Source organism: Streptomyces sp. NPDC054863, from assembly GCF_053610825.1.
On the sequence record NZ_JBSGZD010000190.1, the window covers coordinates 1 to 15,104 of the forward strand.

The following is a 15,104-nucleotide window of genomic DNA, read 5'->3' on the forward strand; positions in this document are numbered from 1 at the left end:
CAGCACGGACTGAGCCGCCCGGTGCGGCCGGGGCACACCCGGCCGCACACGGATCCGGCGGGGTCCTCCGGCCAGGCACAATGCCCCATATCATCGGTTTTTATGGGAGATGTCCGCTTGGCCACCGAAGCACCACCCAAGGCACCCGCGGCACGGCGGAGCACACCACTGACCCGGCGCAGTGCGGGTTTCGCCGTCTGGTACCTGCGCGTCGTGACGTTCATCTGTTTCCTGAGCGCCGTGTGGGTGTCCCTCGGCAATGACCTCCGGCGGCACAACGACGGCGACCACTTCACTCCGTACCTGCTGACGGCGGGCTTCGCCGCGGGCCTGTTCGCGCTGGTCATGGCGGTCACCCTGCGGCGCCGCAAGCGGGCCGCGTGGCTGCTCAACACGGCACTCAGCGGGCTGCTGTTCCTGCTGTTCGCGGTGGTGATGATCTTCCCCGAGATCCGGCAGTACCCGCACAACTGGGTCTCCCTCGCCCTGACCGGTGCCTTCTTCGTGGCGCTGCTGCTCGGCCGGCGCGAGTTCTACGCGAAGGGCGACCGGTCGAACCCCAAGCTGGCCACCGCCGTCGCCGTCGGCGGGCTGCTGGTCACCTCGCTGCTGGCCGCACTGCTGGTCACCGTGACGAACACCGCCTCGCACGGAGCGGACTCCTCGACCTTCCTGCAGCGCTGGCGGTACGGGGTGGCCCGGCTGATCACCATCGCCGCGCCCGACACCCAGTTCGCCGGGATCATGACGCCCGGCTGGGTCGACGTCCTCATCAACATCATGAGTACGGCGCTGCTGATCGGCGTCCTGCTGGCCGCCTTCCGCTCCCGCCGGGCCGTCGACCCCCTCTCGGAGCAGGACGAGGAGAAGCTGCGGGCGCTCCTGGAGAAGCAGGGCGACCGCGACTCGCTCGGGTACTTCTCGCTGCGCCGCGAGAAGAGCGTCGTCTGGTCGCCGACGGAGAAGGCGGCGGTGACGTACCGCGTGGTGGGCGGGGTCTCGCTCGCCTCGGGCGACCCGATCGGCGATCCGGAGGCCTGGCCGGGGGCGATCGAACCGTGGCTGGCGGAGGCCCGCGAGCACGGCTGGGTGCCCGCCGTGATGGGCGCGAGCGAGGAGGCCGGCACGATCTACGCCCGGCACGGCCTGGACGCGTTGGAACTGGGTGACGAGGCGATCGTGGAGACCGCCGACTTCACCCTGGAGGGGCGCGCCATGCGCACCGTACGGCAGGCCTACAACCGGGTGAAGCGGGCCGGGTACGAGGTCCGCATCCGGCGCCACGAGGAGATCCCCGAGGCCGAGATGGCAGAGCTGCTGCGCAAGGCCGACGACTGGCGCGACGGGGCCACCGAGCGCGGCTTCTCGATGGCACTGGGCAGGCTCGGCGACCCGGGCGACGGGCGCTGCGTGATGCTGGAGTGCTCGGACGGCGAAGGTGAGCTGCGGGCCGTGCTCAGCTTCGTGCCGTGGGGGCCCAAGGGGCTCTCCCTCGACCTCATGAGGCGCGACCGGGACTCCGAGAACGGGCTGATGGAGTTCATGGTCATCGAGCTCCTCCAGCGGGCCGAGGAGATCAAGATCACTCAGGTGTCGCTGAACTTCGCGATGTTCCGCTCGGTCTTCGAGCGTGGTTCACGGCTCGGTGCGGGACCGGTGCTGAGGCTGTGGCGTTCGCTGCTGAGCTTCTTCTCGCGCTGGTGGCAGATCGAGTCGTTGTACCGGGCGAACGCCAAGTACCGACCGATCTGGGAGCCACGATTCATGCTCTTCGAGAAGAGTGCCGACCTGCTGCGCATCGGCATCGCCGCCGGGCGCGCCGAGGGCTTCCTGGAAGCCCCCGGCCTGCCCAAGTGGATGCACCGCAAGCACCTGGGGACGGGAAAGAGACGTTGAGCGAAACGACCGCCCCCGCCTCTTTGATGCGGCGGTTCGCCCGCCGCGAGTGGGGCCCGCTGTACGCGCGCGTGCGCGAGGCGCTGGTCGCGCGCAAGTGGCGGGCGATCCCGCTGACGCTGGCGTCGATCCTGCTGACCTCGCTGTTCCAGATCGTCCAGAACCAGTCCTGGGGCTATCAGTTCGTCCAGGACATCGGGGCGCTGCGGGCGGGCGACCCGCTGCTGCCCTCGCTGCTGCGCACCCCGCTGTCGCTGTTCGTACCGGCACTGGACCTGCCGGTGTGGGGGGCGCTGGCGCAGGTGCTGCTGGTGTTCGGCATCGCGGAGATCTGCCTGGGCCGCTGGAAGACCCTCTTCCTCGCGTACGTCGCCACCCTGTCCGGCACGATGTACGCCCGCCTGGGCGTCGCCCTCGGCCCCGACAGTCCGATCGGGCTGCCGGAGATCGACAGGACGGTGGTGGACACAGGACCCTCGGCCGCGGTGGTCGGGCTCGCGCTGTACGTGTGCTGGCGGTACGGGGCCCGGTGGACGGCGGCGGCGGTCGTCGTGGCGATGGTGGTCGAGGTGATCGTCAAGACGAACCTGGCGGGCAAGGAGCACATCGCGGCGCTGCTGGGCGTCTTCGTACTGATGCTGGTCGAGGGTGCCGTACGCGGCAGGCGCGGGCGGCGTGCTCAGGGTTTGGGCGACGGGGCTCCGCCGATCCAGTCCTGAAGGGCGCGGGTGCGCCGGGACCAGCGGCGGTCGTGCCGGTAGACCCGGCGCATCGCCCGCGCCCTGGCCCTGGGCCTGCGGCGGTAGAAGCGGCGCGCCCAGGGCGAGTGGGGGCGGGCGAGCCGGATCGCGCCGACCATGCCGACGAAGGGGACCACGACCCCGAACAGGGCGGTGCGCACCTTGCCCTTGAACAGCGCGATCACCGACCACATCCCGTTGAGGACGACGTTCAGGAGGACCAGCCCGCGGCTGTGCATCTCCTCCGGCGTCATGTCGTTGACGCCGAAGGGCAGGGACCCGGTGAGCACCAGCAGCACCAGGGCGGCGGTGAGGACGACGATCTCGACGCTGCTGCGGCCCTGTTCGGACCAGTAGACGTCGTCGAGGTGGAGGATCAGCGCGAATTCGTCGAGCACGAGACCGGCGCCCGTGCCGAAGATGACCGCGCAGATCGCCGCCCCCACTCCGTGCCGCCCGCTGGCGACGGCGCCGAAGCCGCCGATGGTGGTGAGCACGACACCGGGGACGGCGTGGTGGATGTGCATGCCGCCCGGGGTGACGTTGCGGAAGGGGCCCTTGCCCGCCCGGATCATGCGCGTGATGGTGCGGGTGACGAGGAAGGACAGCACGAAGGAGAGCAGGGCGAGGAAGAGCGGGAGCTTGCCCGGCTCGACGATGTTCCGGTACAGCCAGTGACCCATGCCACCCACTCCGCTTTGTCTCATTTGCACTTCATGCGTAACTTACCGGCCGGTGGTGCGGGATAGCCTGCGGCCGGTGACCACTCCTCCCCCGCCCCCCGCGCGTCCCGCCCTCCAGGACGGTGTGCGCTTCGCCTTCGGCACCCTCACCGTCCTCCCGGTGCGCGTCACGCGCTGGGACCGGGAGGCGGCGCGTACGGGCATGCTGTGCGCGCCTCTCGCCGGCGCGGTGGTGGGGCTGTGCGCGGCGGCGCTCGGCGGGCTGCTGCTCCTGCTCGGCTCCGGGCCGCTGCTCGCCGCCGTGGCGTCGGCGGCCGTGCCCGCCGTGCTCACCCGGGGGCTGCACCTGGACGGGCTCGCGGACACCGCGGACGGGCTCGGCAGCGCCAAGCCGGCGGCGACGGCGCTCGACATCATGAAGCAGTCCGACATCGGCCCGTTCGGCGTCGTCACCCTGCTCTTCACGCTGCTCGCCCAGGTGGCCGTACTGGCTCAGCTGTACGCCGACGGGTGGGCGCACGGCGCGGTCGCGGCGCTGGTCTCGGGCGTGGCCGCCCGCCTGGCGCTCACCCTCGCGTCCCGCGCGGGCGTGCCGGCGGCCCGGCCGGAGGGGCTGGGGGCGGCGGTGGCGGGAGTCGTGCCGGTACGTGCCGCCGTCGTGGCGGGGATCGTGACCACGGCGCTGTGCGCGGCCGCGGGGCTCGCCCTCGGCCCGTACGGGGCGGTGCACCACGCGGTGGCGGTGCTCGGGGCGCTCGGTGTGGCCCAGGTGCTCCTGGCGCACTGCGTACGGCGGTTCGGCGGGGTGACGGGGGACGTGTTCGGGGCGCTGGCGGAGACGGCGGCGACGGCGGCCCTGGTGGTGCTGGCGCTGGGGCGGTAGTCCTCACCCCGGCACCCGCTCAGCACGGCCTGCGCCACGCCCCCAGTTCGTACTTCTTCAGCATCGAGCTGAGCTTCAGCTCGCGCGCCCGGCCGCAGAAGGTCGCGGTCGGGATCTCGTACTCCACGTGGAAGACGGCCTTTCCGGCCTCGATGAACGGCGTCAGCCGCGCGCACTCGTGGAACTCGGCGCACTGCTCGTTGACCGCGAAGTCGAAGTCCGGCACCAGTTCGGGGATCTGTTCGAGGTCGTTCTTCAGGCCGACGGCCATGCCCCGGTCGTGGGCGAGGCGGGCGATCAGCCGGTTGTAGCGGAGCTGGTCGGCGGCGGTGAGCGGGAACCCGGTCCCGTTGAGGTGGCCGTCCATGTTGTCCGGTTCGACGGCGTCGAAGCCCTTGTCGCGGCACATGTCCATGCGGGCTGCCATCAGGGGCTCCAGGACGTCGGTGCGGCGGACGTCCAGCCAGCGTTCGCCCTTCCAGCCGTTGCCGTCGCCGAGGACCTCCGTCGGGAAGCGGGCGGCGTCCGGGCGGAACTCCTCCCACGCCCCCGTCGACAGGTAGCAGATGACCTTGCGGCCCTCGGCGTGCAGCGCGGCGACGTCCTCGGCGGAGGTGGTGTGTCCGTCGACGTCGTACACCGGGACGTCGACGGAGAGGTCGAGCTTCCCGCTGAGCTGCCACTGCCAGGCGAGCCCGGGACGCGGCTGCCAGCGGGGGCCGGTGGGGCGGGGTCCGGGATCGCTGGGCCCCGGTGCGGGTCCGGGTCCGGGGCCGGTGGAGCACCCCGCCGTCAGGAACAGCAGCAGGAGCAGCGGCAGGGACAGCAGGGCAGGGGCGCGCCTCATAGAGGTGCCGCCGCGCTCAGCCCCTGCGGCAGCGTCCCCCACGGGTGCTCCCCGCCGCCGGGAACCGCGCAGTGCACCGCCGCCCCGCGCCGTGCCGCGAGGAAGGCGACGTCCACGTCCGCCGGGGCCTCGTACACCAGATGGCAGAACCGGTCCGCCGGGTAGCCGGCCGTCCAGACCGGGGCCCCGGGCGCGGCCAGGTACGTCTCCCAGCTGCCCTCGAAGGTGACCAGTACGTCCGCCAGCCTGAGGTACGCGGGGTCGGGGTGCGTCCCGTGGTTCAGCACCAGGGAGCCGCTGCCCGCCGCCCGGGCCGCCACCGCGAGGCGCCGGTAGTGGGCGAAGGCGTCGGCGCCGGAGGAGACCTGGTCGAGGAAGGCGCCGGAGGTGCCGTACCAGTCGCGGTACCGGAGCAGGTCGCGCACCACGTCGGCGTGCGGGCGCCGGGCGTAGTCGGTGTCGACGTACCCGAGGACGCGTACGCCCGAGGCCCGCAGCCGCTCCGCGACCGCCGCGAACGCGGGGTCGGGCGAACTCCCGGACCCGCTCGCCGGGTTGAGGACCACCCCGTAGAGCCGCTCGGGCACGCGCAGGAGCGCCTCCCAGGCCTCGGGGCGCTCGGCGGGGTGTTCGTAGAAGGGGACGAGCAGCTGTCTCACGTGTCGGTCCTCATCGCAGTGTCTCCGGCAGGGGCCCACGGGGGGATCCCCTCGTGGAGGCCCCCGCGGGGGCCTCCGTCAGGCGGGTCACGGCCGGTGGGCCGTCGCCCTCCCCAGCAGTGCGCAGGCGAGCACGGCCAGTACCACCGCCGCGAGGCCGGGCACGGCCAGCGATGTCGGGGAGGAGGCTCCGCCCAGCACCACCAGTGTCTGCACGAGGGCCGCGGCTCCGCACACCGACGCCGCCGCGACGACCGCGCCGAACGCCTGGAGCAGCAGCCCCGTCCACATCAGTGTCCCGATGAGCAGCAGCCCCGTCGCGCGCACCCCGTCGAATCCGCCCGCCTGCGGCCACAGCAGGGTGCCTGCCGCGGCGAGCCCGGCCAGCACCAGCAGGTACTGCCCGAGGCAGCGGGCCAGCGTCCCCGCCGTCGCCCGCCGGAACGCCTCCGGCGTGGTGGACGCCCGCAGCCCGGCCAGGCTCCCGCTGCGGAACCGGTGCAGCAGCCATTCCGCCGGGCCCATGCTGAGTGTCAGCGCCACGGCCCCCGGCGCGGCTGCCGCCCCGGCCGCCCCGATCTCCCCCGTGACCCCGTCCGCCAGGACGTCGCCGAGCGCAACGTGCAGCACGAGGACACCGGTGGCCAGGCCGAACACTCCGTACGGCACGGAGGCCGCCACCCGTGGTCCGCCCGGCCCGCGCACCCGGCCGCCGACGCCCCGCAGCAGTTCCACCGCCGCCAGGACGAGGACGGCGAGGGGCGACACCGCGAGCAGGGCGAGACGGGCCGGGTCGGGGAGGTCGTACAGCAGGGCGAGGACGGCGCCCACCGACATCGGCGCGAGCGCGGCGAGCAGCAGCCGCTCCCGGCCGAGGACGAGCAGGACGGTCGCCGCCCCCTGGTACAGCGCCTGTACGGAGGCGAAGGCGACGGCGCCCCCTTCGCCCGTACCGGCGACGGCGAGGGCGACCCCGGTGCCGAGCAGTACCCCGAGCGGTGCCCCGGTGAGCAGTGCGCGGGCGGCGGCGGGCCGGTCGCCGAGTCCGAGCCAGGTGTACGCGCGGTGGGCGAGCGCCTGGTTCCACGCCCAGCCGGTGAGGGCGCTGGCGAGCAGTACCGCGATCGGGGTGGCGCCCGTCGCGAAGGGCGCGCCCAGGACGTACGCGAGTCCCGGCAGGGCGAACACCAGGCCGCGCAGCAGGCACGGCAGCAGGCTGACGTGCCAGGGGTCGCCGGGCGCGAGTGACGGTTCCGGATAGGCGCGGGGCACGCGTGCGTAGAGGTCTTCGGCGAGTTCGAAGGAGTCGGCGCGGCCGTAGGTGAGCCGGATGTGGTCGTCGGTCATGCCGTCGGATTCGAGTATCGCGGCGATCTCGTCCGGGTGGACCGCGGCCTCGATGAGGTCGCGGAGGCGGTCGGCGAGTTCGTCCATCGGGTCGGCGGCGGCTGCCCAGCGGGGCCGGGGGCGCGGTACGGCCGGCAGGGTGTCCTGCCGGTCGTCGGGCGTCAGCCACATGGGGCCGCTCATGAAGTCCCTCCGGAGGGCCGCCTCTTGAGGACGTCACAAAGGTTCGCGTCGAAAAGGTTCGCGTCGAGAGGGTGCACGGCGGGAGGGTTCGCGTCGAGAAGGCTCACCAGGTCGTCCCGTCCGCCGCCATCGCCCGCCACGGATCCGGCATCCGCAGCTGTACGGTCCACTCGCCGGACAGGTCGCCCGCGTCGTGGATCGGCCGGCCGAGCGGCTCGGGCACGCCGTCGAGCTCCTCGTAGATGCGGCGGAAGCCCTCGACGGAGCGGCGCAGGGTGAACTGGTCGATGACGCGCTGGCGGGAGCGCTCCCCCAGTTCGGCCCGTCGCGCGTTGTCCCGCAGCAGTTCGAGGGTGGCCCTGGCCATGGCCTCGGGCTCACGCGGCGGCACGACGAGGCCGGTGTCGCCGACCGCCTCGCGCACGCCGCCGACGTCGGTGGAGATCGTCGTACGGCCGCAGGACATGGCCTCGATGATGCTGAAGGGGAAGCCCTCGCTGATGCTGGACAGCATCACGACGCTGCCCGACGCGTAGGCGCGGGCCACGTCCGAGACCCGCCCCTCGTAGGTGATGCCGTCGGTGACCCCGAGCTCGGCGGCGAGCTTCTCCAGCTTGGTCCTGTACGCCTCGCCGCCCTCGGGGACTCCGCCGAAGAGCCGCAGGCGCAGCGCCGGCATCTCGGCGCGGCAGATCGCGTAGGCCCGTACGAGTGTTTCCAGGTCCTTGATCGGGTCGATGCGGCCCGCCCAGCTGAGCGTGGGGATCTCCGGCTCCGGCCCGGCGTGCGGGAAGAGCTGGGGGTCGACGCCGTTGTAGACGGTGCGGATGCGCTCCGGGTCGGCGCCGCCGCGCTCCTCCCACCTGCGGTTGTACTGGTTGCAGGGGGTGATCAGGTCGGCCTCGCGGTAACCCAGCGAGTTCAACTCCCGGTAGAACCCCAGCAGGAGGGCCTTCACCGGCCAGCGCTGCGCCGCCGACCGGTAGCCGAGGTAGCGCTCGCGCAGGTAGATGCCGTGCTCGGTGAGCAGGAAGGGCGCACCGTCGAAGTGCTTGGCGGCGAGCGCGGGCAGCGTCGCGAGACCGCTGCTGACGGCGTGCGCGATGCTGCCGTCCGGGAGGCGGGCGGCGAGCGGGCGCAGCAGGTGGTCGATGAGGTCGGTGGCTATGAGCGCGTCGTGCAGGGTGGGCCGGGCCCGGGATATGTCGAGCTGCGGCAGGGTCCAGATCCGCATCAGGGTGCGCAGTACGTCCTCGCTGCTCAGGGCTGCCGTGAGGCGTCCCTGGCGGGCGAGTCCGGCGAGCGCGTACAGCTCGCGGCCGAAGTCGCAGCCGGACTCCGGGTCGAGGATCGAGAGCAGGAAACGCTCGTACGTGCCGAGGAAGTCGCGCTTCTCGCGTCCCCTGGGCCGTGCGGCGCGCGAGGTGTCCGCCGGCCCCCACAGGGGCACGACGGTGTGCTCGTAGACGTTGCGCGGCAGCTCCCAGGTGACGGGCTCGCGCCCGCTGCCCGTGAGGGACACGACATGGAATTCGACGTCGGGCATGCCGCGCACCAGTTGGTCGCACCAGGTGCTGACACCTCCCTGGACGTGCGGATAGGTGCCTTCGGTGAGCATGCTGACATGACGCCCACGGCTCATGTACGTGTCCCCCCAGGACGAGTTGCCGATGGCAGTTGCGGTGGTGCGGTGGCGCTTGCCGCTGATGGAGGCGGTCGACTGCGGCTCCGACGTGGCTGGTCGCGCCCACGCGGCGGAGCCGCACATCGATGGAGCCCCGCGCCCCTTATGGAGCGGTCGGCAGTTTCAGCGTGATCGCGGACTGGAGTGTCTCCCGCCCGGTCCACGCCGATCGCTGTCCCGCGTACGGCGTCCCGAACGCGGTGGTGCCGAGGAGCAGTTGCTTCTTCGTCCCCTCGGGGGCGGTGACGGGCGCGACGACGCCCGACGGTGCCTTGACGGTGACGGTGTCCCCGATGCGGTACGCGGAGACGGTGCCCGCGGCCAGGGCCTTGTCCCAGGCGGCGCGGCGGGTGAACTCGACGCCGACGTCGCGCTGACGCGGGTTCACCACGGGCGCGCTGTCGGCGAACAGGGCCCGGTAGTCGGCCAGGGTCTTGTCGAGGACCGGGTAGAGCAGCCGCTCCTCCGCCAGGTTCGACTGGTGGACGTAGTGCGGGCGCGGGTCGTTGGCGACGACGTGGTTCAGTGCCGTACGGGCCTCCTGCGGGACGATGTACGACGCGAAGCCGGTGTTCACGTCGAGCGGGTCCTCCAGGCAGGTGGAGGCCGGGTTGTCCTCGCAGGCGCCGCTGCCGCCGTCGGCCCTGCTGCTGTAGAGCCAGTTGTACTCGTCGGTCATCTCGGCGGCCGTGCCGACGTTGTAGTACACGTTCATCGGGTGCCGGGGCACGGTCAGTGCCCCTGCCGTGCCGACGGCCCGCTGCTGCGGCTCGCGCGAGGCGTCGCTCGCGACCCACTTCACGCCGTTGTCGGCGAGCGCGGGAGCCAGGTTCGGGTTGTCCACGGGCTGCTGCGGGGTGGTCTTCAGCCCGGAGTGCTCACCGGTGACGAGTTCCGTCCGGTCGACGGAGATGCCCCGCGCGCTCGCCCACTTGTGGTTGTCGGAGACCTGCTTCGAGATCTCGGCGCGGCTCATCCACAGCGTGTTGCCCGCCGTGTCGGTGGCGCACTTCCACGGCACGACCGTGTTGTCCTGCGTGCAGCCGAGGAAGGGGTGGGTGTACGTGTGGTTGATCCAGCGGTACTGGGCGCGGTCGGCCACCAGTTGCGCGGCCAGCGCGTCGGTGCCGCCGTGCTCGGCCTTCCACTCCTCGCCCGCCCCGGCGTTGTAGACCATGTCGAGCAGGAAGCCGCGGTCGCGCTGCCACTGGGCCGCGTACTGCGCGTCGGCCGCCGTCATGCGGACCGGGTTGTCACCCTCCCCCTCACCGCCCTTGCAGTCGAAGTCGCCCGGGGTGCAGTTGAGATCACTGTCCCAGCGAGCATCGGGGGCGAAGACGTCGTCGACGTGAACGGAGAAGTAGTTGCGGCTCTGCCCGAGGTGTACGCCCTGTGTCAGCCACTCGACGACGCCGCGCGCCAGCACCCGGAACTGCCGCTGGTACTTGTTGTACGCGAAGGTGACGACCAGCTCGCGCCGCCCGTCGTGGGCGTACTCGCCGACCAGGCTGCCACGCGTCGCACCGGTCCCGGTGGGCATGTCGACGTAGCTGGTGAAGCCGGCGCGGGGCCGGGCCGCGTACCCGTAACTCTCCATCACCGAAGGTGAGTTGTCCTCGAACTTCAGCGGTCCGTCGAGGTACCCGAAGGGCCCCGCCCTCCCCGCCGCGGTGACGGTGGCGTCGACGCCGTCCATCGGGCCCGCGTAGCCCTCCTGGTCGGTGTAGTCGAGGCCGACGCCCGGGTGCGCCCAGGTGTAGGCGTCGACCTGACGGACGCCGAAGGTCTTCTCGTACGCGACGAGCGCGGCCGATTCGGGCGAATCCGTGCCGAACGGCGCCTCGTTGGGCAGCACCACGCCCTGGTACTTGGCGCGCGGCCGGCCGTCGACGGTGTCGCTGAGGAACGCCGCGTTGATCACCGGACGTCCGGCGGCCCCGAGCTTCACCGTGGTGAACGGCACACCCGTACCGCGCAGTTCGTCGGTGACGGCGCCCACCGCTTCCCCGCCGTCGTCGACGACGAGGACCTTCAGATCGATCCGCGGCGCCTCTGCGGCGACCGCACCGGTGGGCGACAGCGCCACCACCGCTCCCAGCAGGCCGGCGGTCAGCAGAGCCGTCCCCGCTCTGCCCGCGCGCATCACGCCTGTTGTCCTGTTTCCGTACGCCATGGCGTACTCCCCTCCCCCTCGAAGGCCCCTCAATACCTCATCCTTGCGGACCCGGCACGGGAGACCTGTGGAAATCATGCAAAGCAATCCCCTGATCCCTTGCACGAACTACGGGGAGTGTGACGCATCGCTCACGCTCCGCGCCCCTGAAACCTCGGAGAGACACCTCTGACGAGTGAACGGGTCACCGCCGTGATCTAAGTACCCAACCGCGCGTAGTCTCGACCGATAGGCGCACATTCCCGCCATCACCAGGAACCCAGGAAGCGAGATTTCACCACCGTGACTGTTCTCACTCTCAGCACCTCCGGTGCCGCGACGCTGCGCGCCGACGCGCTCGTCATCGGTATCGCCAAGGGACCCAAGGGTCCCGTCGTCGCCGCCGGCGCGGAGGCCGTGGACAAGGCGTTCGACGGAAAGCTGGCTTCCGTCCTGGAGACCCTGGGCGCTTCCGGCGCCGAGGGTGAGGTCACCAAGCTCCCCGTCCTCTCCGGCCTGAAGACCCCCCTCGTCCTGGCCGTCGGCATCGGCCCCGTCCCGGAGAAGGACGCCGCGTACGCCGCCGAGTCCCTGCGCCGCGCCGCCGGCGCCGCCGCCCGCGCACTGACCGGCACCAAGAAGGCCGGCTTCGCGCTTCCGGTGGAGTCCGTCGAGGACGCCGAGGCGATCGCCGAGGGCGCGCTGCTCGGCGCGTACAGCTTCACCGCCTACCAGGACCAGGCCGACAAGGCCGAGAAGAGCGACGCCAAGCAGCCGCTCGCCGAGATCGCCCTGCTCGGCACCAAGCCGCGCGACAAGGCCTTCAAGGCCGCGGCCGAGCGTGCCACCGCCGTCGCGGAGGAGATCAACCGCGCCCGCGACCTGGTGAACACCCCGCCGAACGACCTGTACCCCGAGTCCTTCGCCGCGGTGGCCCAGGCCGCCGCCAAGGAGCACGGCCTCAAGATCCAGATTCTCGACGAGAAGGCCCTGGTCAAGGGCAACTACGGCGGCATCCTGGGCGTCGGCCAGGGCTCCGCGCACGGCCCCCGCCTGGTGAAGATCTCCTACACGCACGCCAAGGCGGAGAAGTCGCTCGCCTACGTCGGCAAGGGCATCACCTACGACTCGGGCGGCATCTCGCTCAAGCCGGCCGGTCACAACGAGACGATGAAGTGCGACATGGCCGGCGCCGCCGCCGTGTTCGCCTCCGTCGTCGCGGTCGCCCGCCTCGGCCTGAAGGTCAACGTCACCGGCTGGCTGGCGCTCGCCGAGAACATGCCGTCCGGCACCGCGACCCGCCCCGGTGACGTGCTGCGCATGTACAGCGGCAAGACCGTCGAGGTCCTCAACACGGACGCCGAGGGCCGCTTGGTCCTGGCCGACGCGCTGACCCGCGCCTCGGAGGAGCACCCGGACGCGATCGTCGACGTCGCCACCCTGACCGGCGCGATGATGGTCGCGCTCGGCTCGCGCACCTTCGCGATCATGGGCAACGACGAGTCCTTCCGCACCGCGGTCCACGAGATCGCGGAAGAGGTCGGCGAGCAGTCCTGGCCGATGCCGATGCCGGCCGAGCTGCGCAAGGGCATGAACTCCGACACCGCCGACATCGCCAACATGGGTGAGCGGATGGGCGGCGGCCTGGTCGCAGGGCTGTTCCTCCAGGAGTTCGTCGGCGAGGACATCGCCTGGGCGCACCTGGACATCGCGGGCCCGGCCTTCCACGAGGCCGCCCCGTTCGGCTACACCCCCAAGGGCGGCACCGGCTCGTCGATCCGCACGCTGGTGAAGCTCGCGGAGCGCACGGCCGACGGCGACCTCGGCTAGGCATCCGATCCGTACGGCCCCGGGCCTTCGCGCCCGGGGTCGTACGTGCGTGTTCGTACGGTTTCGCCCTGAACGAAATATTTGTACGTACGTACGCGCTGGTAACCCTTGAGCGCGGGGCCCGTCCCCGTCTCAGGACCCGGCCCGGCGTCCCGCCATCCGTCAACAAGTGCGAAGATGGTTTACCGGCAGGACAGGGCCCCCACCACAGGGCCGAACATCAAGCGGCCGTACACCCCCGCCGCCCGGTCATCGATGACCGGCGACCGGCGCACATGCATGGAGGACGTGACGTGGCGAACGACGCCAGCACCGTTTTCGACCTAGTGATCCTCGGCGGTGGCAGTGGCGGTTACGCCGCGGCGCTGCGCGGAGCCCAGCTGGGCCTGGACGTCGCACTGATCGAGAAGAACAAGCTCGGCGGCACCTGCCTGCACAACGGCTGCATCCCGACGAAGGCCCTGCTGCACGCGGGCGAGATCGCCGACCAGGCGCGCGAGTCCGCGCAGTTCGGCGTGAAGGCGACCTTCGAGGGCATCGACATCGCGGGCGTGCACAAGTACAAGGACGAGGTCATCTCGGGCCTGTACAAGGGCCTGCAGGGCCTGGTCGCCTCCCGCAAGGTGACGTACATCGAGGGTGAGGGACGGCTCTCGTCCCCGACCTCCGTCGACGTGAACGGCCAGCGCGTCCAGGGCCGTCACGTGCTCCTGGCGACCGGCTCCGTTCCGAAGTCGCTGCCGGGCCTGGAGATCGACGGCAACCGCATCATCTCCTCGGACCACGCGCTCACCCTGGACCGCGTCCCGGAGTCCGCGATCATCCTGGGCGGCGGCGTCATCGGCGTCGAGTTCGCCTCGGCGTGGAAGTCCTTCGGCACCGACATCACGGTCATCGAGGGCCTGAAGCACCTGGTCCCGGTCGAGGACGAGAACTCCTCGAAGCTCCTGGAGCGCGCCTTCCGCAAGCGCGGCATCAAGTTCAACCTGGGCACCTTCTTCCAGAGCGCCGAGTACACCGACAACGGCGTCAAGGTCACCCTGGCCGACGGCAAGACCTTCGAGGCGGAGGTGCTGCTGGTCGCGATCGGCCGCGGCCCGGTCTCCCGCGGCCTCGGTTACGAGGAGCAGGGCGTCGCGATGGACCGCGGCTACGTCCTCGTCGACGAGTACATGCGCACCAACGTCGAGACGATCTCAGCGGTCGGCGACCTCGTCCCGACCCTCCAGCTCGCGCACGTCGGCTTCGCCGAGGGCATGCTGGTGGCGGAGCGTCTCGCCGGTCTCAAGACCGTGCCGATCGACTACGACGGCGTGCCGAAGGTGACGTACTGCCACCCCGAGGTCGCCTCCGTCGGTATCACCGAGGCCAAGGCCAAGGAGATCTACGGTGCGGACAAGGTGGTCGCTCTGAAGTACAACCTGGCCGGCAACGGCAAGAGCAAGATCCTGAAGACCGCGGGCGAGATCAAGCTCGTCCAGGTCAAGGACGGTGCCGTGGTCGGTATCCACATGGTCGGTGACCGTATGGGCGAGCAGGTCGGCGAAGCGCAGCTCATCTACAACTGGGAAGCCCTGCCGGCCGAGGTCGCGCAGCTCATCCACGCGCACCCGACGCAGAACGAGGCGCTCGGCGAGGCCCACCTGGCCCTGGCCGGCAAGCCGCTTCACTCCCACGACTAATACGTTTGGTCCGGGCGCGACGACCACTTCCGCACCATATTTCCGTTAGGAGCAACTGAAACCATGTCGGTTTCCGTAACCCTGCCGGCGCTCGGCGAGAGCGTCACCGAGGGCACCGTCACCCGCTGGCTCAAGGCCGAGGGCGAGCGCGTCGAGGCCGACGAGCCGCTGCTCGAGGTCTCGACCGACAAGGTCGACACCGAGATCCCGGCCCCGGCCGCGGGCATCCTGGCCTCCATCAAGGTCGCCGAGGACGAGACCGTCGAGATCGGCGCCGAACTCGCGATCATCGACGACGGCACGGGCGGTGGCGCCGAAGCCGCCGCTCCGGCCGCTGCCGAAGCGGCTCCGGCCGCACCGGCCGCTCCGGTCCAGGAGGCTCCGGCCCCCGCGGCCGAGGCGCCTGCCGCTCCGGCGGCTCCGGCCGAGGCCCCGGCTGCCGCTCCGGCCGCCGGCTCTGCCGAAGGCACCGACGTCACCCTTCCGGCGCTCGGCGAGAGCGTCACCGAGGGCACCGT

12 protein-coding genes are annotated in these 15,104 nt (G+C 71.5%); 6 read left to right on the top strand and 6 right to left on the bottom strand.

Annotated elements, in window-relative coordinates:
- The first annotated feature begins 102 nt into the window (after nt 1–102).
- Both ACWGIG_RS26925 and ACWGIG_RS26930 read left to right on the top strand, forming a co-directional pair.
- The gene (locus tag ACWGIG_RS26925) at nt 103–1,896 is read left to right on the top strand and encodes a phosphatidylglycerol lysyltransferase domain-containing protein (protein ID WP_453324260.1); all 1,794 of its coding nucleotides are present in this window, start codon (nt 103–105) and stop codon (nt 1,894–1,896) included.
- Between the two features lie 26 nt (nt 1,897–1,922).
- Nucleotides 1,923–2,615 (top strand): hypothetical protein, encoded by a 693-nt coding sequence (locus ACWGIG_RS26930; protein WP_453324271.1) that lies wholly within the window; start codon nt 1,923–1,925, stop codon nt 2,613–2,615.
- Here ACWGIG_RS26930 and ACWGIG_RS26935 read toward each other — a convergent pair.
- The gene (locus ACWGIG_RS26935) at nt 2,576–3,319 is read right to left on the bottom strand and encodes a hypothetical protein (RefSeq protein WP_453324261.1); all 744 of its coding nucleotides are present in this window, start codon (nt 3,317–3,319) and stop codon (nt 2,576–2,578) included. The two genes, ACWGIG_RS26930 and ACWGIG_RS26935, sit on opposite strands and share 40 nt — an antisense overlap.
- Nucleotides 3,320–3,395: 76 nt before the next feature.
- Here ACWGIG_RS26935 and ACWGIG_RS26940 point away from each other — a divergent pair, with 76 nt between their 5' ends.
- Nucleotides 3,396–4,202: an adenosylcobinamide-GDP ribazoletransferase gene (locus ACWGIG_RS26940; protein WP_453324262.1), complete on the top strand. Its 807-nt coding sequence runs from the start codon at nt 3,396–3,398 to the stop codon at nt 4,200–4,202.
- Between the two features lie 19 nt (nt 4,203–4,221).
- Here the strand turns inward: ACWGIG_RS26940 and ACWGIG_RS26945 are convergent, their stop codons facing one another.
- From ACWGIG_RS26945 to ACWGIG_RS26965, 5 genes are all read right to left on the bottom strand, one after another.
- Nucleotides 4,222–5,049 carry an endo alpha-1,4 polygalactosaminidase gene (locus ACWGIG_RS26945; RefSeq protein WP_453324263.1) on the bottom strand — a complete coding sequence of 276 codons (828 nt, stop codon included), beginning with the start codon at nt 5,047–5,049 and terminating at the stop codon, nt 4,222–4,224.
- The gene (locus ACWGIG_RS26950; RefSeq protein ID WP_453324264.1) at nt 5,046–5,708 is read right to left on the bottom strand and encodes a spherulation-specific family 4 protein; all 663 of its coding nucleotides are present in this window, start codon (nt 5,706–5,708) and stop codon (nt 5,046–5,048) included. Before ACWGIG_RS26950 ends, ACWGIG_RS26945 begins: the two co-directional genes overlap by 4 nt.
- Nucleotides 5,709–5,795: 87 nt before the next feature.
- Entirely contained in the window at nt 5,796–7,238 is a 1,443-nt protein-coding gene (locus ACWGIG_RS26955; protein ID WP_453324265.1) for a hypothetical protein, read from the bottom strand.
- Between the two features lie 103 nt (nt 7,239–7,341).
- Nucleotides 7,342–8,880 carry a GT4 family glycosyltransferase PelF gene (gene pelF / locus ACWGIG_RS26960; protein WP_453324266.1) on the bottom strand — a complete coding sequence of 513 codons (1,539 nt, stop codon included), beginning with the start codon at nt 8,878–8,880 and terminating at the stop codon, nt 7,342–7,344.
- A 145-nt stretch (nt 8,881–9,025) separates the two neighbouring features.
- Entirely contained in the window at nt 9,026–11,095 is a 2,070-nt protein-coding gene (locus tag ACWGIG_RS26965) for a hypothetical protein (RefSeq protein WP_453324267.1), read from the bottom strand.
- Nucleotides 11,096–11,377: 282 nt separating this feature from the next.
- On the opposite strand from ACWGIG_RS26965, the gene ACWGIG_RS26970 reads away from it, so the two are divergent.
- From ACWGIG_RS26970 to ACWGIG_RS26980, 3 genes are all read left to right on the top strand, one after another.
- A complete protein-coding gene (locus ACWGIG_RS26970; RefSeq protein ID WP_453324268.1) occupies nt 11,378–12,904 on the top strand; it encodes a leucyl aminopeptidase in 1,527 nt (508 codons plus the stop codon).
- Nucleotides 12,905–13,197: 293 nt separating this feature from the next.
- Nucleotides 13,198–14,586, top strand: a complete 1,389-nt coding sequence (gene lpdA, locus ACWGIG_RS26975) for a dihydrolipoyl dehydrogenase (protein WP_453324269.1) — start codon at nt 13,198–13,200, stop codon at nt 14,584–14,586.
- A 63-nt stretch (nt 14,587–14,649) separates the two neighbouring features.
- On the top strand, nt 14,650–15,104 hold a 455-nt coding region (locus tag ACWGIG_RS26980), incomplete at its 3' end, for a biotin/lipoyl-containing protein (RefSeq protein ID WP_453324270.1).